This is a genomic window from Thalassotalea marina (assembly GCF_014656435.1).
Classification (GTDB): domain Bacteria; phylum Pseudomonadota; class Gammaproteobacteria; order Enterobacterales; family Alteromonadaceae; genus Thalassotalea_C; species Thalassotalea_C marina.
The window spans coordinates 311,154-330,037 of the sequence record NZ_BNCK01000002.1; the positions used below are offsets into that span (position 1 = coordinate 311,154).

General features: G+C 39.4%; 18 protein-coding genes. 11 read left to right on the top strand and 7 right to left on the bottom strand.

The window, feature by feature from the left end:
- Positions 1 to 20: 20 nt before the first annotated feature.
- Positions 21 to 1,307: a threonine synthase gene (thrC, locus tag IE199_RS04665; protein ID WP_189767763.1), complete on the top strand. Its 1,287-nt coding sequence runs from the start codon at positions 21 to 23 to the stop codon at positions 1,305 to 1,307.
- Positions 1,308 to 1,561: 254 nt separating this feature from the next.
- The gene (locus tag IE199_RS04670) at positions 1,562 to 3,079 is read left to right on the top strand and encodes an aminotransferase class V-fold PLP-dependent enzyme (protein ID WP_189767764.1); all 1,518 of its coding nucleotides are present in this window, start codon (positions 1,562 to 1,564) and stop codon (positions 3,077 to 3,079) included.
- A 25-nt stretch (positions 3,080 to 3,104) separates the two neighbouring features.
- Here IE199_RS04670 and IE199_RS04675 read toward each other — a convergent pair whose 3' ends face one another.
- Positions 3,105 to 3,725: a GNAT family N-acetyltransferase gene (locus IE199_RS04675; protein WP_229854528.1), complete on the bottom strand. Its 621-nt coding sequence runs from the start codon at positions 3,723 to 3,725 to the stop codon at positions 3,105 to 3,107.
- Between the two features lie 13 nt (positions 3,726 to 3,738).
- Here IE199_RS04675 and IE199_RS04680 point away from each other — a divergent pair, with 13 nt between their 5' ends.
- Positions 3,739 to 5,076 (top strand): NAD(P)/FAD-dependent oxidoreductase, encoded by a 1,338-nt coding sequence (locus IE199_RS04680; RefSeq protein ID WP_189767766.1) that lies wholly within the window; start codon positions 3,739 to 3,741, stop codon positions 5,074 to 5,076.
- A 56-nt stretch (positions 5,077 to 5,132) separates the two neighbouring features.
- Here the strand turns inward: IE199_RS04680 and IE199_RS04685 are convergent, their stop codons facing one another.
- The 3 genes from IE199_RS04685 to IE199_RS04695 form a co-directional block, all read right to left on the bottom strand.
- Positions 5,133 to 7,514: an Ig-like domain-containing protein gene (locus IE199_RS04685; RefSeq protein WP_189767768.1), complete on the bottom strand. Its 2,382-nt coding sequence runs from the start codon at positions 7,512 to 7,514 to the stop codon at positions 5,133 to 5,135.
- A 120-nt stretch (positions 7,515 to 7,634) separates the two neighbouring features.
- Complete coding sequence (locus tag IE199_RS04690) at positions 7,635 to 8,588, bottom strand: D-2-hydroxyacid dehydrogenase (protein ID WP_189767771.1); 954 nt, start codon at positions 8,586 to 8,588, stop codon at positions 7,635 to 7,637.
- Between the two features lie 34 nt (positions 8,589 to 8,622).
- Positions 8,623 to 8,868 (bottom strand): DUF2164 domain-containing protein, encoded by a 246-nt coding sequence (locus tag IE199_RS04695; RefSeq protein WP_189767773.1) that lies wholly within the window; start codon positions 8,866 to 8,868, stop codon positions 8,623 to 8,625.
- Positions 8,869 to 8,955: 87 nt separating this feature from the next.
- Here IE199_RS04695 and IE199_RS22065 point away from each other — a divergent pair, with 87 nt between their 5' ends.
- From IE199_RS22065 to IE199_RS04705, 3 genes are all read left to right on the top strand, one after another.
- Positions 8,956 to 9,081: a hypothetical protein gene (locus IE199_RS22065; protein WP_268245317.1), complete on the top strand. Its 126-nt coding sequence runs from the start codon at positions 8,956 to 8,958 to the stop codon at positions 9,079 to 9,081.
- A gap of 10 nt (positions 9,082 to 9,091) precedes the next feature.
- A complete protein-coding gene (gene iscX / locus IE199_RS04700) occupies positions 9,092 to 9,292 on the top strand; it encodes a Fe-S cluster assembly protein IscX (protein WP_189767774.1) in 201 nt (66 codons plus the stop codon).
- Positions 9,293 to 9,439: 147 nt separating this feature from the next.
- Positions 9,440 to 11,131, top strand: coding sequence for an NAD-dependent malic enzyme (locus IE199_RS04705; protein ID WP_189767776.1), 1,692 nt, complete (start codon positions 9,440 to 9,442; stop codon positions 11,129 to 11,131).
- 64 nt (positions 11,132 to 11,195) lie between these two features.
- On the opposite strand, the gene IE199_RS04710 is transcribed toward IE199_RS04705, so the two are convergent.
- The 3 genes from IE199_RS04710 to IE199_RS04720 are packed head-to-tail and all read right to left on the bottom strand — an operon-like array spanning position 11,196 to position 13,394.
- Positions 11,196 to 11,486: a DUF3325 domain-containing protein gene (locus tag IE199_RS04710; RefSeq protein ID WP_189767778.1), complete on the bottom strand. Its 291-nt coding sequence runs from the start codon at positions 11,484 to 11,486 to the stop codon at positions 11,196 to 11,198.
- A complete protein-coding gene (locus IE199_RS04715; RefSeq protein ID WP_189767780.1) occupies positions 11,483 to 13,117 on the bottom strand; it encodes a PepSY-associated TM helix domain-containing protein in 1,635 nt (544 codons plus the stop codon). Before IE199_RS04715 ends, IE199_RS04710 begins: the two co-directional genes overlap by 4 nt.
- A gap of 4 nt (positions 13,118 to 13,121) precedes the next feature.
- Positions 13,122 to 13,394: a hypothetical protein gene (locus tag IE199_RS04720; RefSeq protein WP_189767782.1), complete on the bottom strand. Its 273-nt coding sequence runs from the start codon at positions 13,392 to 13,394 to the stop codon at positions 13,122 to 13,124.
- 296 nt (positions 13,395 to 13,690) lie between these two features.
- On the opposite strand from IE199_RS04720, the gene ndk reads away from it, so the two are divergent.
- The 5 genes from ndk to ispG all read left to right on the top strand — a co-directional run bounded on the left by ndk (position 13,691) and on the right by ispG (position 18,884).
- Positions 13,691 to 14,122, top strand: coding sequence for a nucleoside-diphosphate kinase (ndk, locus tag IE199_RS04725; protein ID WP_189767783.1), 432 nt, complete (start codon positions 13,691 to 13,693; stop codon positions 14,120 to 14,122).
- Between the two features lie 286 nt (positions 14,123 to 14,408).
- Positions 14,409 to 15,569: a dual-specificity RNA methyltransferase RlmN gene (gene rlmN, locus IE199_RS04730; protein ID WP_189767785.1), complete on the top strand. Its 1,161-nt coding sequence runs from the start codon at positions 14,409 to 14,411 to the stop codon at positions 15,567 to 15,569.
- Between the two features lie 26 nt (positions 15,570 to 15,595).
- Complete coding sequence (gene pilW, locus IE199_RS04735; RefSeq protein WP_189767787.1) at positions 15,596 to 16,735, top strand: type IV pilus biogenesis/stability protein PilW; 1,140 nt, start codon at positions 15,596 to 15,598, stop codon at positions 16,733 to 16,735.
- A gap of 9 nt (positions 16,736 to 16,744) precedes the next feature.
- The gene (locus IE199_RS04740; RefSeq protein WP_189767789.1) at positions 16,745 to 17,746 is read left to right on the top strand and encodes a RodZ domain-containing protein; all 1,002 of its coding nucleotides are present in this window, start codon (positions 16,745 to 16,747) and stop codon (positions 17,744 to 17,746) included.
- A gap of 16 nt (positions 17,747 to 17,762) precedes the next feature.
- Complete coding sequence (ispG, locus tag IE199_RS04745) at positions 17,763 to 18,884, top strand: flavodoxin-dependent (E)-4-hydroxy-3-methylbut-2-enyl-diphosphate synthase (protein ID WP_189767791.1); 1,122 nt, start codon at positions 17,763 to 17,765, stop codon at positions 18,882 to 18,884.

Below are 18,884 nucleotides of genomic sequence, written 5' to 3' on the forward strand. Positions count from 1 at the left end.
ATAGGAAGTAGGATATTTAAGTGAAATTTTATAATTTAAAAGACAGTAGTGAACAAGTCAGTTTTGCTGGCGCAGTTAAACAAGGTTTAGGTAAACAACAAGGGTTATTTTTCCCTGAGTCGTTACCAAAACTCGACGATATAGAACAACTGTTAGCACTGCCTATGGTAGAGCGCAGTGTTCAAGTTTTACATCCATTTGTTAAAGAAGATTTATCAAAAGAGCAATTAACCGAAATTGTAACCGATGCGTTTAATTTTCCCGCTCAAATTCAACCCATTAATGAAAAGCGTGCCATTTTGGAGTTATTCCATGGGCCAACTCTTGCATTTAAAGACTTTGGTGCGCGTTTTATGGCGCGTTGTTTACAGGCGTTTAGTGCTGATAAAAAACTCACTATTTTAACGGCTACGTCGGGTGATACTGGTGCGGCAGTTGCCCATGCGTTTCATGGTATAGAAAACATTCGTGTCGTTATTTTGTACCCGAAAGGCAAGATTAGTTTGCTGCAAGAAAAAATGTTTACTACTTTAGGTGGAAATATTGAAACAATTGCTATTCATGGTGATTTTGATGATTGTCAGGCCTTGGTTAAACAATCATTTGACGATCAAGAATTAAAAGAAACTATCGGCTTAAACTCTGCTAACTCTATAAACATCAGCCGCTTACTGGCACAAGTATGTTACTACTTTGAAGCGGTTGCCCAGTTGTATCGTCAACAAGGTAAAGCGGCGTTAAAAGATTTAGTGGTGTCAGTACCTAGTGGTAACTTTGGAAACTTAACTGCAGGTTTATTTGCCAAAGCTATGGGCCTACCAATTAAACGCTTTGTTGCCGCAACTAATGCCAATGATACAGTGCCACGTTATTTACAAACGGGGGAGTGGTCACCTAAAGATACCGTAGCAACCATGTCTAACGCTATGGATGTGAGCAATCCTAATAATTGGCCTAGGGTTGAACATATGTTGCGCTCAGGCATAGTGCCTGAAGACTGCGTTAGTTCAAAATCGATTGATGAAGAACAAACACAAATGACCATGATCGCATTGCAAAAGCTAGGCTATATCACAGAGCCGCATGCGGCAGTGGCATATAAAGCGTTGCAATACAATGCAAGTGACGATGAGTTCGGCGTTTTCCTTGGGACGGCACACCCAGCTAAATTTAAAGAGGTGGTAGAAAGTACACTAGGACAACCCATTGGTTTACCCAAAGAGTTAGCAGAATGTGCCACCGAAACTATTTTATCGGTGGAGCAAGAAGCTGATTTTGCCCAGTTAAGAGAGTACCTTTTAAAATAGGCAGGTATTTAGCGGCGTAATCACGCCGCTTTTTCTAACATTCCCATCATAAAACTTCCCGCATTTTAAACAATAGAACTAAATCGCAGAAAAATTTTTCTCAAATAATGCGCCTTATTCTTAATTTTTACCTTTTGAATCCAATGAAGGTCTCGTTAGTGAAATAATTTTGCTTATATGTTTGTTTGTGTGGTTTTTTGTTGTTGAAAAAGAGCTTGTTGGTAGAATTGATTGCTATCAGAAGCGGAGGTTTTATGTCATTAGAGCAATATTTTTTACCCTACAGACGCCATATTATTGGCCAAGAGTTGTCGCATCAAATTGCAGGGAAACAAACACCTATTATTTATGCCGACTGGACTGCAAGTGGTAGATTATATCAGCCTATTGAAGACTATATTAGTTCAGAGTTAGGTCCTTATGTGGCAAATACACATACAGAAACTAACCTAACCGGTAGTACCATGACCAATGCTTATCATGAAGCACAAAGTATTATTAAAAAGCATGTTAATGCATGCAGCAATGATGTATTAATCACTGCTGATGCTGGTATGACAGGGGTTATTAACAAGTTTCAACGCATTTTAGGGTTAAGAATTCCTGAACGTGTGCAACCGCATGTGAAATTTGCTGACGCTGATAAGCCTGTCGTTTTCGTGACTCATATGGAACATCATTCTAACCAAACTTCTTGGTATGAGTGTGATGTTACCTTAGAAATTGTTAACCCTGATGAAAATGGTTTACCTTCGCTAGAACACCTAAATCAATTGTTAATACAATATAAAGATCGTCAACACAAAATCGGATCTTTTACCGCTTGTTCAAATGTTACTGGTATTAAAACGCCATATCATGAAATGGCAGAAATCATGCACGAGCATGGCGGGGTCTGTTTTGTTGATTTTGCCTGCTCAGCACCTTATGTTGATATTGATATGCATCCGGTGAATTCAAAACAAGCATTGGACGCTATTTTCTTTTCGCCGCATAAGTTCCTTGGCGGCCCAGGTAGCTCTGGCGTGTTGATTTTTAACAAAGCGTTATATAAAAACCGTGTACCAGACCATCCAGGTGGTGGCACGGTAACTTGGACAAACCCTTGGGGACAACATAGCTTTTTTAACGACATTCAAGTACGCGAAGACGGCGGTACACCGGGGTTTTTACAATGTATTCGTACAGCATTGGCGATAAAAGTTAAAGATGCCATGGGCGTTGACAATATTTTAAATCGTGAACAAGAAATAACAGACTATGTCATGACAGAATTAGCAAAAAATGAACAGGTCGTTATGTTAGAAGCAAACAAACGTGATCGGTTAGCTATCGTTTCATTTTATGTTAAAGGAGCGCATCACAACTTAGTGGTTAGATTGTTAAATGACAAATTTGGTGTGCAAACGCGTGGTGGTTGTTCATGTGCTGGTACTTACGGGCATATCTTGCTTGATGTTGATCATCAAACCTCATCGAAAATAACTGAGCAGATTGACGCTGGTGATTTGGCACAAAAACCGGGCTGGATCAGAGCTTCTTTTCATCCAACCATGACCAACAAAGAAATCGCTTTTGTTGTCGACGCGATTAATCAAGTGACTGCGAACTTGCAGGAATGGTCAAAAAACTACAAGTTTAACCCTGCTTCTGGAGATTTTGAAAACAAAGAAGGTGACGTTGAGTTATTGGGTTTATCTGGTTTTAAATCACTTCCTATTAGCGCAAACAAAGTGAAAAAACCTTCAATATTACAACGTCTATTTGGTTGATATTAAGCGCTAAGGTGTTTAGCGCTTAATCAAAACGAATCAGCATTTCTGCCGCAGAACAGTGGCAATCATTATGGCAAATAGGGCAAAGGTAACCTTTTTGACTTAATTCGTTCCAGCGATCTGGGTGCTCTTTAATTAACTGTCCGCCACATTTGGTAAAGTATTTTACTGCACTGTTTCCCGGACTTTGCATCCATAAATGGCTAACACCCGCCGTTGCGCCCTGTTTTGTAATAGCGTTAATTGACAGTGAAAGCAATTTACTGCCAATACCATATCCACGATAATGTTGGTCGACGGTGTTACACTTAAAATAACAGACTTGATTGCTTGGTACTTGCCAAAGCTGCGGTGAGCACCAATGATCAATCTGCCAACTGTTCGGTGCAAAGGTGATGCGAAAGCCTACGAGTTTATCACCGTCATAAGCAACAAAATTGGCATTACTTTGTGTTGTTACTCCTTTATCAAACCATTCGGTCAGATTAGTTTTATCAATATATCCCTCGCCATGAACGTCAGTACCTAACTGAATGACTTGTTCAAAGTCATCTATTTGCATTTCTTGGTAGCGAATTTTATCTGTTGTCATATAGTTTTTGGCTGTCATATCATTTGGTTTTAGTTTATCACTATCTTTCAAACAAGGTACAAAGATGTATGATCCTTTACATGATGTCAGCCCTGGCATAGGAGAACCCTACCCAGACAGTTATTGGTCTACTATTTCGGGTAAATCGCCTGTTAGTGACGGTAAACTTGTCGGAGAAGTTTCAACAAATGTTGCCATTATCGGTGGCGGATTTACCGGGCTATCTTGTGCTTTGCATCTAGCACGTAACCACGGCATAAATGCCGTTGTGTTAGAGGCAAATCAAACAGCATGGGGATGCAGCGGTCGAAATGCCGGCTTTGTATTAAAAAATTCAGGTCGTATGAGCTTCAGTGAAATGGAAAAACGCTGGGGAAAACAAGTGATGCATGCCGTTCATGAGGAGATGTCACAAGGGGTAGACTTGGTCAATCGCTTGATTGATGAGGGTATTGATTGTGATAAACAAAGTTCAGGGTATTTAAAAGTTGCCCATAAGCCCAATCAAATGGAACCTTTAATCGCTTTAGCAAAGTTGCAGCAAAAGCGTTTTGGATATCAAGTCGATGTTTTAACTAAAGAGCAAGTTAGATCTGACTATATGAATGATAAAAACGCTTATGGTGCAATACGTTTTCATGATGGTTTTGGCTTAAATCCATTAAAACTTGCTTGGGGCTATCAAAAGTTTAGCCAACAGGCTGGGGCAACTATACATAGCAGTTCACCTGTTTTAAATTGGCGTAAAATGGCCAATGGTTATGAACTTCATACGCCACAAGGCATTGTAAAAGCAGATAAAGTGGTGATAGCAACCAATGGTTACACGCCCAAGGGATTTCATTCGTTAATACAGTCACGCACTTTACCTGTTCTCTCTCAAATTATTGTCACAGAGCCGTTAACAGACAGCCAGCTTGAGCAAGCAAATATAAAAACTAATCAAGTGGTAATGGATACTAGAGCACTCAAGTATTACTACCGTAAATTACCCGACAACAGAATTTTATTTGGTGGTAGAGGAGCAATAACCGGACAAACAGCGAATGACCCTTATTACACACAGCGATTATTAGCGGTTTTAAAAACCAGCTTTCCAAGTTTACAACAGGTCAACATTGCTTATGCATGGTCGGGCTGGATTTGTATGTCGCTGGATGATATTCCACATGTTTATCACAATAACGAGCAAGATATTTTTTATGCGATGGGCTATTGTGGCGCAGGACTTTCTTTTTCTGCACAAGCCGGCAAACGTTTAGCCGAACGAGTGGCAGGAAAGGAATTACCAAATATTCCACTTTATCAAACACCTTTACCTAAGTTTCCGCTTGCACCTTTAAGGCGAATAGGTCAGTGGTCTTATTTTCAATATGGCAAGTTTATCGATAAATATTGGTAAATCACATTTATGAGGCGCAGATTAGATGACTACAGGTCATCTAATCTGCGCTAAGTTTACAAAAACTTAAATTCAGTCGAGATATAAGGTTTAGCAAGGGTATCGTTTGTTTTAATGGTGATTGTTAGGTTAACGTCCTTGGAAGAGCCACCCGCAATATTTTCCATAGGAAACCTGATGGTTGAAAAGCCTGGAGATCTGTTGGTGTCAGCTATTTCTCGTGTATCAATGATTACGCCATCTAGTTCAACATCAATAATGGTACCAACGGGTAAAGTTTGCATAGCACTGTCGGCAACATGAAAGACAAAATACACTTTACTACCATCAGCAATTTCAGGCAGGGTACTGCTTTGTCCATAGCTGCTTAAATAAGTTATTGAGTTTTGGTCGTTTGTTAATTTGTAGGTTGGGTTGTAGGCATCAGACATGATAATTTCCATCGCCTTTCGGATAGTAATTTTTTTGGCTGTTGCATCACAACTAGTACCTTGGCATTGTGGACCATTAAATTTGTCGTCTGGTGCGTCAAATTGTCCATTACCATTGTCATCAAAGTACTTAGTTTCATTGGCATCTTTGATGCCATTTGCATTATCGTCCCGCCACGCTTCAGACATATCAACAAAACCTGACGCTTGCGGAGTGCTGCGACCAAAACCGCTATTAACCGAAGTTAGATTGATAGCGCTACCATCTGCATCATCAAATTGGTTATTACCGTTGGTATCAAAAAAAGTTTCATGGCCAGAAGCGGTCGCTAAAATAGTCGCTCTATGGTCATTAGGGTAAGGCTCGGTGGCTGTCCATGTAACACTACAGTTACCCCCTGTCGTTGTACATCTTTCCTCAATTGAGCCACCTTCAGTGGTAAAGTTGATGGTAGTGCCATCGGCAACTGGGTTGTTGTAACTATCGGCTAACCAAACTGTAATGATTGACTCAGAGCCTCTGGTACTTGCTTCTGGGTTTAGTACAGATGCCGCAATAGTCATTGAGGCTTGATCAGGCAACCCCGTATTAATCGATAGTTCGCTTGACTGAGTGGATATTTCTTCACCTTCGAGTGAGGCTTTGGCACTTACTCGTATAACTGCTGGTACTGTGCCAGATATCACTTGGGTAGTGACTAACCCTTGACTGTTAGTCACACCTTTTGTACGGCTTAGTTTAACACCGCCAACCTGTGAATCTAAATCAAAAATGACTTCTTGCTGTGCAATAGGGTTACCAATAGCTGATTTAATTAAAAAGGTGACGGTGGCATTTTCTTGTCCGCCAGAGCCTTTGATAACAATTTGATTTGGCGATGTTGAAACGAACTCAATAGAGCCTAATTGTTCACCTTGAATATCAATAATGGCTGATGCTGTGCTTGTTACACCATTGGCATTTATGCTGGCTATGATCACATCTTCAGTGCCAGAAACCCCAGCACAGTTAACGTCTTCAAATGTTGAGCTTGCCTTGCCTCGAATGGTAATGACGGTTTGGTCGATATTGGCATTGTTATTGGCAACACACGTAGAGGTAAAACTTACGGTGATAGGGGTATTAACGAGTTGATTATTTGAATCAATCAGGTCCACCCAAAGGCCCAAAGTACCACCAGCACTAATTTTACCATCAGTAACACTAAGTTTTATTTGCCCTTCGTTGAACTGTCCGTCATCAGAAATGTGACCGATGCGTATATCGTTATCGCCGGTGCTATTGGTTGCTAGTACCTGAAAACCTTGTTGTGCAGATATTGCACTATTATCGTCTAAAGTAGCAGTAAACATGCCTGCCCCAAGGACAGTGCTGGAAATTTTTGTTGTGGCATAACCTTGGGCATTGGTCTGTGCTGACGACGGTTCAAGCGAGCCAATATCAGTGGTAAAGTTTATTTTTTTGTTGTCAATTGGTGAGCCGTCTTTAGTGAGCAGCTTTACGGTGAAAATGCCATGCTCGTCAGTACCAAATTGATTAGCTGGAGTACCTGAAACCTCAAGGGATATTTGTAGCTTAGGTGATAAACCGTGGGTTTGGTTGTCAATAAATTCGTAATCAATGGCTTGTGATATACCATCGACACTAGCCGTAAGCGTACCTGCACCTAAAGCGTTGTTTGTATTGCCTATGGTGATTTCTGCAGTTCCTTTCGCATCGGTTAGTTTTGAATTGACGCTGAGCAAACCTAAATCATTGGTGAAGTCGACACGGCTGCCAGAAATATTCTGATTGCTTGCCCCTTGAACAAGTGCTTTAACATAAATGGCTTCATTTTTGTCAAAACTTAGTTTTTGATTGCCTTGTGCGTCAACTAAACTTAACGTTAACTTTGATGGCGAGACTGGGGTTTGCCCGGTCACAGTATCATTTTTACCAGAGCTGCCATTACAGCCGAGCAAACTGAGTAAAGCACAAGTAAATAGTGCTCGGTAAAAAATCTTCATGTTGTTCATTCCATTAAAACGGTTGTTATTATCGTTAAAATCATAAAAGTGAGTGAATTAAAAGTCCATGTATAAAAGGACTTATCTTTGATTTTGTTGATCTAAGCTTTAAATAATTACTTAATCAACTCGATTTAATCTACGACCTTCACTAAATGCTTTGATGTTATCAGCGACTAAGTTAATTAGCCGCTGTTGTGATTCAATTGATGCCCAAGCAATATGTGCAGTAATCGCAAGATTTGCTGGTTGATTAAGTAGTGTTGGGTAGTCAGCAGGTGGCGGCTCTTGTGCTAAAACATCTAAAGCAGCATAGGCAATTTCACCATTATTTAAAGCATCAATTAAGTCTTTTTCATTGACGATGTTGCCGCGTGCAGTGTTGATCAAAACGGCCGATGATTTCATTTTACAAAAGGTTTCTTTGTTAAATAGGTTTAAAGTACTGTCGGTCAGTGGACAGTGAATGCTGATAAAATCGGCTTCTTGAATAGCATAATCAAAACTGACACGCTCATTTCTAATGGATGTTGCGTGTTGTTGCTCTGCGATAAGCACTTTCATACCAAAGGCTTTAGCTATATTAGCCACGGTTTGACCTAGATTGCCGTAACCAATAATAGCCATGGTTTTATTAGCAAGCTCGACACTGCCTTCACCGTGAACACAAAAGCTTGGGCTACGCTGCCATTGGCCTTGTGATACGTTATTGATATGGTGGTGTGGTTTAGCCACGTGATGTAGTAATTGTGAAAATACATATTGAGCAACAGAATGAGAGGAGTAACCACTGACGTTAGCGACTGCAATGCCTAAGTTCTTTGCCGCAGCTAAATCAACGTTGTTAACACCTGTCGCTGCAATGCATATGAGTTTAAGTGCAGGTAACTGACGCAAAATCGATTCATCAAGCACGACTTTATTGGTTATTATCACTTCAGCATTAAGGCAGCGTTCAACGATTTTGTCAAAAGGCGTGAGTGAAAACACCTCGAAAGTGTCGGCGTATTGTTGCAGTGGCTGAAAATCGATACTGTCAGCAAAAGTTGCTTTGTCTAAAAAAACACATTTCATTTAAAAGCTATTGTCCTTACTTTAGCCTGTTAATTCAGTCTACAGGTTTCTCTAATTCGTATAAAGATTCGTTTATTAGATCAATTTTGCTGGAAATAAGCTGCTGTGCGTCATACAGCCCTTGGTTGTAAAAATATCCACCAATATTGTCACCAATAAAGTCGACTAGAAATTCGGCATCAAATTGGCCTAAGTCAACATCTAGTTCTTGTTCCATGTATACCTGTAGTTTTTGCACTAATGCTGCTTTTTGTTCTGCATTAATTTCTATATTGGCCATTGTGTTAAGTATTTTTTTGAAGATGTTTAAATGGATTATTTATATTAACCTATACTCAAACGAAGAGATGTAGTGTTGTGGTAAAAAGTGAAGAAAAAAGAATTAGCTTGGTGGCAAACTGATTGCCCAATCTGTCGTCGTGTTCGCTTGTTAGTTTTTTGGCTGGCGTTAATGTTAGCGGCAGATGCTTTATGGTTTCATTTAATTTTTTAAGGAGAATAGTGTGGGTTATCGTTGGGTTGATTCATTAGAAATAGCATTAGATTTAATTGAGCAACACCCAGATGTTGATCCTTACAAACTGCATTTTACTGAACTGAGAAAGTGGGTGCTTGAGTTGGAAAATTTTGATGATGACCCTAATCATTGTGGAGAAAGAGTATTAGAAGCAATTCAACTTGCTTGGATGGCGGAAGTTGACTAGCGACAACTTGTTATTTATCTCTATTTTTGCTCTTTTTTATCAATAAGCCAACTCTTCAGCTTTGTTGCCGCGCTTTGTTCGACTATAATGGCTAGCAACTAACGCTTAAAATCCAAACAATTACCCCCATTGATAAATTAACCCACTATGCCGACAAAAAATCAACGTCCATTATATATTCCTTATTCAGGCCCAAGTCTTTTAGAAACACCATTGTTAAACAAAGGAAGTGCATTTTCTGCTGAAGAGCGCAAACAGTTTAATCTGATGGGGTTACTGCCTCCTTCATATGAAACTATAGAAGAGCAAGTAGAGCGCTGTTATATGCAGTACAGTAGTTTTAAAACAAAACTAAATAAACATATCTATTTGCGCGCTATTCATGATCAAAACGAAACTTTGTTTTTTAAATTGGTCCAAGAGCATCTTACGGAAATGATGCCAATTATCTATACGCCAACCGTTGGTGATGCATGTGAACGATTTTCTGATATTTATCGCAGCAACCGTGGTTTGTTTGTTTCTTATGAAGAGCGTCATAACATTGATGATATTTTGAGAAATGCGACAAAAAACAAAGTAAAAATTATCGTTGTAACTGATGGTGAACGTATTTTAGGCCTTGGCGATCAGGGTATAGGTGGCATGGGGATTCCTATTGGTAAATTGTCACTTTATACGGCGTGTGGTGGTATTAGCCCAGCTTATTGTTTACCTGTTATGTTAGACGTTGGCACAAACAACGAGAAACTTCTGAACGATCCTATGTATATGGGCGCTCGTCACCCTCGTATTGGGCAAGAAGAATATGACGAGTTTGTTGACATGTTTATTAAAGCGGTTAAACGACGTTGGCCACATGTTATGTTGCAATTTGAAGATTTTGCGCAACCTAACGCTATGCCATTGTTAAATCGTTATAAAGATGAAATTTGTTGCTTTAACGATGATATCCAAGGTACTGCTGCCGTTACTGTGGGTACATTGTTAGCGGCATGTCGTACTAAACAAGTGCGATTAAAAGACCAAAAAGTTGTTTTTGTTGGTGCAGGATCTGCCGGTTGCGGTATAGCCGAGCAAATCATCGCTCAAATGATCAGTGAAGGCGCTGATCCTATCGTTGCTCGTAGCCAAGTGTATATGATTGATCGATTTGGCCTAGTAACCAAGGGAATGGAAGGCTTAAGAGATTTCCAAGAGCAACTTGCACAGTTACCAACGTCGATCGCAAATTGGGCTATTGAAGGTCAATATGCCAGCCTATTAGAAACAGTGAATAACGTTAAACCTGATATTTTAATTGGTGTTTCTGGCGTTGCTGGTTTATTTACCGAGGAAGTAATTCGTGCGATGGCCAGCCATTGTGAACGTCCAATAATTTTCCCGTTAAGCAATCCTGTACGTCAAGTGGAAGCAACACCAGAACAAGTGATTAACTGGACTGAAGGTCAAGCTATTGTTGCGACGGGTAGCCCATTCCAGCCTGTTGAGCACAAAGGAAAAATATTCTCAATTGCACAATGTAACAACAGTTATATTTTCCCAGGATTAGGTTTAGGTGTTGTTGCGGCGAACATCAACAGAATTACCGATGAAATGTTAATGGTGGCCAGTGAAATGTTAGCTGAAGCTTCACCGTTAGCGAATACTGGTGAAGGTGAATTATTACCACCATTAATTGAAATTGCTAATCTAAGTAAAAAAATTGCCTTTGCTGTTGCCAAGGTAGCTTATGATCAAAGTTTAGCGTTGCGAATTGATGATGAAGATTTGATTGAGAAAATTGAAAGAAACTTTTGGCAACCTTCCTATAGACAGTACAAACGCTGTAGCATTTAACGGTAAATGACTTCAGGTTTAGCTAAATAAAAACGCGCTCTAGGCGCGTTTTTTTAATGCCAAATTAAAAGCTAAGTTTCTTTTTCGATTTGTCGATGTAAGTTGAAGAAAAAGCAGTAATAACAACTGTTAGAGTTAGTACTGCGACGAAATACACTAAGCCTAGTGCAATCGGCATTAGTTTTATGCATATGGTCAATGCAACTAATAACAACAGCCAACCACCGATGGTAAATACCCTTTCTCGTTGAGCTGTGTGTCTGGTCTTAAACCATTGCCTGTGATGTTTGGGCATGGACCAAGCTAAGCAGATGCAGCCAAATACCAAAGGCAGAAAACTTAATAAAAATATCATTGGCCCATTGTCCTCGTTAACGCAGGTTGAGAAACCCTTGGCTTAGGTGAGCGTTGTTGTGCAACTTTCTTGTTAGGTGTTTGTACGGTAATAGCTTTGTTTTTCATTCTTGCTGCTATGTAAAAAAATATACCGGCACAAGCGATAAAAAACAGATCTACGCTGGCAAACAACCAATTTCCAGAAGCTAGTGAACTAAATACATGTTTATCTAAGGTGATCACATTGATTATCGGTAACATTAAGCAGCACAGCCCAGCAAAGAATGTTTGCTCCATCCAAGCTTTTTCACTTGGCCTAAAATACGCGTGAATAAAACAGCCTAGCCAAGTGATAAACATCACATGAACTTCCCATTCGCCGCGGTTTTCCATGTCTAAAGGCAACAATCTATTGGCGTTAAAAAACATAGCAACAGAAGCTAAAAGGCCAATCACTACCGCGATATTAGTCGATTCAATATTTCGTAAGCTTTTTGGAATAGCTTGCCCAGGTTTGACTTTAATTTTGCGTTTTCGAACATAATAAATAGCGCCAGTTGCCATCATACAACAGCCTAGTGTTCCGGCTAAAAAGTACAGCCAGCGCAGTTCAATATCAGCAAATAAACCTTCATGTAATTCGAGCATTATCTTGTTAAATAACATAGCTGGGTTAGTTGCACGATCTTGAGTCTCGATAAATTCGCCAGTATTAGCGTTAAAAACATACTTTAACGTTGCTCTAGCGCCATAGATGTTATCTGCAATGTGGGCGACAACTTTGGCATTTTCATCGCCAGGCGCTTTTATTCGTAAAGATGAAATTTGGGCAATATCAACCTTCTCTTGCAGTTTTTGATATAGGGTTTCTGCGTCCAACATAGTGGCTTTAATACCTGATCTTTCAACTTTTATTTGTGGGTAAAGTTTTTGATAAATATCACGGGCAGCGTTTTGATCAAATCCTAAACTGCCAAAAGCAATAAGTGGTAAAAAAGTGGTGATCATAAAAATTAATCCCGAGTACGAGATCATAAGCTGAAAGGGCAGGCTAGAAACGCTAACCAAATTATGTATATCTAACCATCCTTTACCATTACCTTGTGCCCTAAAGGTGAAAAAATCGGTAAATATCTTTCGGTGAATAATTATCCCAGAAACTACACCGATAAACATAAATAGGGTAATCACCCCAATTAAATAGTACGAAAAATCCGTATTGATATAGTGCAAACGCCAATGCATGCGATAGAGTGTTTGTCCGCCGGCCGTTTTTCTTGCAATATCCTCTACTGACTCCCCTGATCTTGGATCGATTAACACATTGTTACTGGTAGCGGGACTGCCATCTTCTGTAGATGGTGTTCGATAAAATAAGCGAGTGAGTAAGCCACCACGTTTTGCTTCTAAATCAATAAACCACTCTGGAGCATCCATGGCATTGGTTTGAGCGTAGTTTATAGCCGAGATAAATCGCTGTTTGTCTGTAGCGGTTTCATGGTGCGCAACTTCTGGGGTTAAATACTGATCAATTTCTTCGTCGAAATAGCCAGTAGTTCCCGTAACAAACATAAAATACATTAGCCAACATAAAATTAGCCCTATCCATGTATGCAGCCAAGTCATTGACTGTCTTAATCCGGTTTTCATTGGTTTAATCCTGATAAATTAAGTAACTTCCACCACCGGTTAAGGTAATGCCTAGGCCTAAAACAATGGCGATAGTTTTGATATAAGGTGTATGAAAAATCCACATCACCAATGCGCTATAAAACAAAAAGGCAAACGTTAATACATAACTTAAACCTTCAGTTTTTGCCGATGGAAACAATAGTGTGATGAAAATACCCAGCGTATTGGTAAAAATAAATGCTGGTATCAATGCCGAAAATAATCTAATTAAGGCATCTTTCTTTGAACGTTGCATTGTCGTCAACTTACTTGTTAACAATGAAAAAAGTGTTGTAAATGATACTAATTATCATTCCTAAGTCAATATCCGTTGTAAGTTTGTACGATAACTTGCACATTTATAAGGATAATGTGCTCAATTACTCGGTAAGATTAACTTATGCGTCATACTAATTACCGCTGAATTATTTTGCCAGAAACTAGATTTGTAACATTGGTGATTAGCGGTAGGCTTTTGTCTGCAATTGGTCTATAATCGCGCCCAATTTAAATACCCTTAATTTATTAATTTATTATTCAAGAGGCTTTATCATGGCTATCGAACGTACTTTTTCTATCGTTAAACCAGATGCAGTTGCAAAAAACGTAATCGGTCAAATCTACAACCGTTTCGAAACAGCTGGTTTAAAAATCATCGCGTCAAAAATGGTTCACCTTTCTAAAGAACAAGCAGAAGGTTTCTACGCTGAACATAAAGAGCGTCCTTTCTTCGGTGCTTTAGTAGAATTCATGACGTCTGGTCCTGTTATGGTTCAAGTTTTAGAAGGCGAAGGTGCTGTTCTTAAAAACCGTGAAATCATGGGGGCTACTAACCCAGCTGAAGCTTTAGCTGGTACTTTACGTGCTGACTACGCTAACTCTATCGATGAGAACGCGGTACACGGTTCTGATGCTTTAGAATCAGCTGCACGTGAAATTGCTTACTTCTTCTCTGACGAAGAAATTTGCCCACGCACTCGTTAATAACAAGTACATGGGCTGATTAGCTATGTTTTGGGCTTAGAGTTTTTCTTTGCATTAAAGCATGGGCTAACAGCTATGACTCCTAAAGAGTCATAATATAGAAAGGGTTTTACTGATGATTCGGTAAAATCCTTTTGCTTTATATTGGATAAAGCGAAATGTAGACAATGGTAAGAGTTTTTAACAAAAGAAGTTTTACCATTAGCTGAATTGAAATTGTCACACTTGGTGAAAAAGTGTACAATTTGCGCCCTTTAATTTTTGTAGTATTGAGAGTTGTTTGAACATGAGTGACCAAGCACAAGTCGTAAGTCCGCCGATTAGCAAGATCAACTTATTAAACTTTGACCATCAAGGGTTAAGAGAGTTTTTTGCATCAATTGGTGAAAAGCCATTTCGTGCTGACCAAGTCATGAAGTGGATGTATCATTTTGGTTATGACGACTTTGAGCAAATGACTAACCTCAACAAAAAGCTACGAGAAAAATTAGCTAGACGTTGTGAGATCAAAGCGCCAGAGATTTCGAAAAAGCAGGTATCGTCAGATGGCACGATTAAATATGCACTTAAGCTAGAAGGTGGCCAAGAAGTTGAAACAGTTTGGATCCCTGAAAATAATCGTGCAACACTTTGTGTATCTTCACAGGTTGGTTGTGCTTTAGAGTGTAGTTTCTGTTCTACTGCTCAGCAGGGCTTTAACCGCAACCTATCGGTTTCAGAGATTATTGGTCAGGTGTGGCGAGTTGCTAATGATATTGGTGCTACTCGTATTGCTGGTAAGCGACCAATTACTAACATTGTGATGATGGGCATGGGTGAACCTTTGCTAAACATGAAAAACCTGATCCCGGCGCTTGACAATATGTTAAACGATCTTGGTTACGGTTTATCAAAGCGTCGTGTGACGGTAAGTACCTCTGGTGTTGTTCCTGCACTTGATATGCTGAAAGAAAAAATTGACTGTGCATTAGCTATTTCTGTTCATGCGCCAAATGACGAACTGCGTGATGTTTTGGTACCAATTAACAAAAAATATCCGTTGCAAGAATTTCTGGCGGCGTCACGACGCTACATTGATGGTTCAAAGGCGCAAAAAGCAGTAACCGTTGAGTATGTTATGATTCAAGAAGTTAATGACTCAACAGATCATGCACATCAACTTGCACATGCGTTAAAAGATACGCCTAGCAAGATCAACTTGATCCCGTTTAACCCATACCCTGGTTCTCCTTACTTACGCTCAAGTAATTCTAGAATTGATCGCTTTGATAAAGTGTTACAAAGTTATGGCTTTACTGTTATCACTCGCAGAACACGAGGTGATGACATAGATGCTGCATGCGGTCAGTTGGCGGGTGATGTATTGGATCGTACAAAACGAACGTCGGTAATCGCAGAACAAAAAAAACAGGTGAAACCTGAACAAATTTCAGTAAAAATAGTCTGATAGAAAATTAGCCACCTAAAGTTGCCATGGAATTGAGCTTAAAAAAAACAGGTTTATTGTTGATGGCGTTTGCGTTGACGGGTTGTGTTACGCAAACATACGAAAATGATAAAACGACTCCTGTGATTAAAAATGAGTCTAGCAATAATGAAATTGCTATGACACGAATTTCTTTGGGGTTAGGCTATCTAAAGATGGGTAACACCACTCAGGCTAAATTAAATTTAGAAAAAGCAAAACGCTTTGCGCCTAATCTTGTGCAAGTGTATACCGCATTTGCACATTATTATGATGTTGTTGGCGAACCTGAATTAGCAACACAGGCGTTTGATAAAGCATTAACTTTAAATGCAAAAGATGCAGATACACTCAATAATTATGGTGTGTTTCTGTGTAAGCAAGAAAAGTATGACAAAGCGGAAAAGCAATTTTTAAAAGCTATTGCGGTGCCAGCTTATTTACTGGTGGCAAAAAGTTATGAAAATTTAGCCTTGTGTCAGCTCAAAGCTAATAATTTTGACAAAGCTGAGCATTATCTAGATAAATCAATTCAACACAGCCCAACAAGTGCATCGAGTTTATTACAAATGATGCGCTTACAATATGCCAAGGCAAATTATGAAGACGCGCAAGTGTATTTAAAGCGATATGAAAAATCGACGCGTCGATTTTCTTCGCAAGCGTTAGCCTTAGCATACAAAATATATGAAAAACAAAACAATCAACGAATCGCAAAAAACTATGGCGCGATGTTGGTGAAAATGTTTCCGAACTCTTTTGAAGCTAGACAATATTTATTGAATGAACTTGACGTAATTGAAGCTGATGAATTAGCAAAACTTTACCAATCAACACAGCAAACGACTGTTAGTACTAACAAGCGGGTTGTTAAGTTATCTCCATCATCATCAGGTCAAGTTGAAAAAAGTAAACCGCAGCAAAAGGCAACAGTTACAAATGTTAAGCCTACGCAAACGCTAAAACCAGAAGAGCCAAGAGCTCACCATATTGTTAAAGCGGGTGAAACTTTATTTTCAATTTCACGTACATATAACATTCAAATGAAAGCAATAGAGCGCTGGAATAGTATTTCACGAACAGGAACGATAAAAGTGGGTGATATCATCTACTTAGCTGCGCCATCCAGTGAAATAAATGAACAGTAGAAACTATTAATGACGCAAGAAAGCAATTTAAACGATATTCCTGAAGAAGTAGAATTTGTCGGCCCAGGGCAGATATTATCAGTTGCCCGTCAAAAATTAGGTTTAAGCCAGCAAGATGTTGCTGAGCGACTTAATTTTAGGGCTAGTTTAGTGAGTAATATTGAAAAGGATGTATTCGATACTTCTTTGCCAGATACATTTAATCGTGGTTACTTAAAAAACTACGCTAAGTTAGTTGAAGTTAAAGAACAAGACATTTTAGCGAGTTATGAAGCACTTAATGTCGCCAATAAACAGGGCACTAAAATGCAGAGTTTTTCAAAGGAAACTGAAAAACAAGCACAAAATAGCCTGCTAATGTGGATCAGCTATCTGATTTTGGCGATTTTAATAGGTTCTAGTGTTGTTTGGTGGGTGCAAGATGCAAAAAATAATAGCGTGACAGAGCCTGTTGCAACACAAAGCGAGACTACTGCTGCTAATGAGCAAGATGAAAACCTAGTATTAGCGTCTGAAGTTAAAACAACTGCTAATGATGACCAAGTTATCGCTCCATTAAATGAGCAATCTTCTGCACAGGTCAAGCTAGAGCAGGATATCGAGGCAACTAACGCAAACAAGGATGACTTAAAACCTGTTCAAACTGAACTTGAGCGCCAAGGCGTTAGTCAGGCTATGTCTGATAAAACTCCCACAGATGTGACAACTAACACTGAACAAACACCAAGTGACCAAAACTCATTAGACACCACTGCAAATATTACTCATGTTAAATTTACCTTCTCTGGTGACTGTTGGGTCAATATTTATGATGCAACAGGTGAGCGTGTTGCTTGGGGAATTAAAAAAGGCGGCTACGTCATGGACATTTCAGGACAGGCACCTTTTACCGTAACATTAGGTAAGCCGGAATTGGTCAGTATAAACTATGCAGGTGAGGCGATTGATATGTCTCAGTTTAACCGCGGTAATATTGCAAAATTCACCTTGCCGCTTAATGCAGATAATTAATTAAGAGCGAATTATCATGTTTAAAGAATCTCCTATCATTCGCCGAAAATCACGCCAGATAATGGTTGGTAATGTACCTGTAGGTGGCGATGCGCCTATTGCTGTTCAGTCAATGACCAATACGTTAACAACAGATGTTGCGGCAACCGTTGCACAAATTAAAGCACTTGAAGCTGTTGGCGCTGATATTGTACGAGTTAGTGTGCCTACGATGGATGCTGCAGAAGCATTTAAAGAAATTAAAAAGCAAGTATCTGTGCCTTTGGTCACTGATATTCATTTTGATTATCGTATTGCTTTAAAAGTCGCTGAATATGGTGCTGACTGTTTGCGAATTAACCCAGGTAACATTGGCCGAGAAGATCGCGTAAGAGCTGTTGTCGCTTCTGCTCGAGATAAAGGTATTCCCATTCGAATTGGCGTTAACGGTGGCTCGTTAGAAAAAGACATTCAAGAAAAGTATACCGAGCCTACACCAGAAGCCTTGTTAGAATCAGCGATGCGTCATGTAGATATTCTCGATCGTCTTAATTTTCACGACTTTAAAGTCAGTGTTAAAGCGTCAGATGTATTTTTAGCAGTTGGCTCATATCGTTTATTGGCTAAACAAATAGATAACCCATTGCACTTAGGAATAACAGAAGCGGGTGGTTTACGCTCTGGCTCTGTTAAATCATCTGTAGGATTAGGCTTGTTGTTATCAGAAGGTATAGGCGATACATTACGTGTTTCATTAGCTGCCGATCCTGTTGAAGAAGTTAAAGTGGGTTTCGATATTTTAAAATCGCTTAAATTGAGAAGCCGTGGTATTAACTTTATTGCTTGCCCAAGCTGTTCACGCCAAGAGTTTGATGTGATTAGCACAGTCAATGAATTAGAGCAGCGTGTTGAAGATATTATGACACCGATGGATGTTTCGATTATTGGCTGTATTGTTAATGGGCCAGGTGAAGCTGAAGTGTCTGATCTTGGTTTAACGGGCAGCAGTAAAAAAAGCGGCTTTTATCTAGACGGCATTCGTCAAAAAGAAAGGTTTGATAATAATAATTTGGTTGATCAACTTGAAGCTCGTATTCGAGCAAAAGCAAAACTGATGGATAAAGCAAACCAAATAGACTTTAAAGAAATAACCGAGTAG

What these genes read in the sequence shown, in the direction of transcription:
- IE199_RS04670 (WP_189767764.1), top strand. Translation starts at nt 1,562, where the DNA reads ATGTCATTAGAGCAATATTTTTTACCCTACAGACGCCATATTATTGGC.
- IE199_RS04740 (WP_189767789.1), top strand. Translation starts at nt 16,745, where the DNA reads ATGACGCAAGAAAGCAATTTAAACGATATTCCTGAAGAAGTAGAATTT.
- IE199_RS04685 (WP_189767768.1), bottom strand. Translation starts at nt 7,514, where the DNA reads ATGAAGATTTTTTACCGAGCACTATTTACTTGTGCTTTACTCAGTTTG.
- ispG (WP_189767791.1), top strand. Translation starts at nt 17,763, where the DNA reads ATGTTTAAAGAATCTCCTATCATTCGCCGAAAATCACGCCAGATAATG.
- IE199_RS04720 (WP_189767782.1), bottom strand. Translation starts at nt 13,394, where the DNA reads ATGCAACGTTCAAAGAAAGATGCCTTAATTAGATTATTTTCGGCATTG.
- pilW (WP_189767787.1), top strand. Translation starts at nt 15,596, where the DNA reads ATGGAATTGAGCTTAAAAAAAACAGGTTTATTGTTGATGGCGTTTGCG.
- IE199_RS04715 (WP_189767780.1), bottom strand. Translation starts at nt 13,117, where the DNA reads ATGAAAACCGGATTAAGACAGTCAATGACTTGGCTGCATACATGGATA.
- IE199_RS04710 (WP_189767778.1), bottom strand. Translation starts at nt 11,486, where the DNA reads ATGATATTTTTATTAAGTTTTCTGCCTTTGGTATTTGGCTGCATCTGC.
- ndk (WP_189767783.1), top strand. Translation starts at nt 13,691, where the DNA reads ATGGCTATCGAACGTACTTTTTCTATCGTTAAACCAGATGCAGTTGCA.
- IE199_RS04690 (WP_189767771.1), bottom strand. Translation starts at nt 8,588, where the DNA reads ATGAAATGTGTTTTTTTAGACAAAGCAACTTTTGCTGACAGTATCGAT.
- IE199_RS04695 (WP_189767773.1), bottom strand. Translation starts at nt 8,868, where the DNA reads ATGGCCAATATAGAAATTAATGCAGAACAAAAAGCAGCATTAGTGCAA.
- IE199_RS04680 (WP_189767766.1), top strand. Translation starts at nt 3,739, where the DNA reads ATGTATGATCCTTTACATGATGTCAGCCCTGGCATAGGAGAACCCTAC.
- IE199_RS04705 (WP_189767776.1), top strand. Translation starts at nt 9,440, where the DNA reads ATGCCGACAAAAAATCAACGTCCATTATATATTCCTTATTCAGGCCCA.
- rlmN (WP_189767785.1), top strand. Translation starts at nt 14,409, where the DNA reads ATGAGTGACCAAGCACAAGTCGTAAGTCCGCCGATTAGCAAGATCAAC.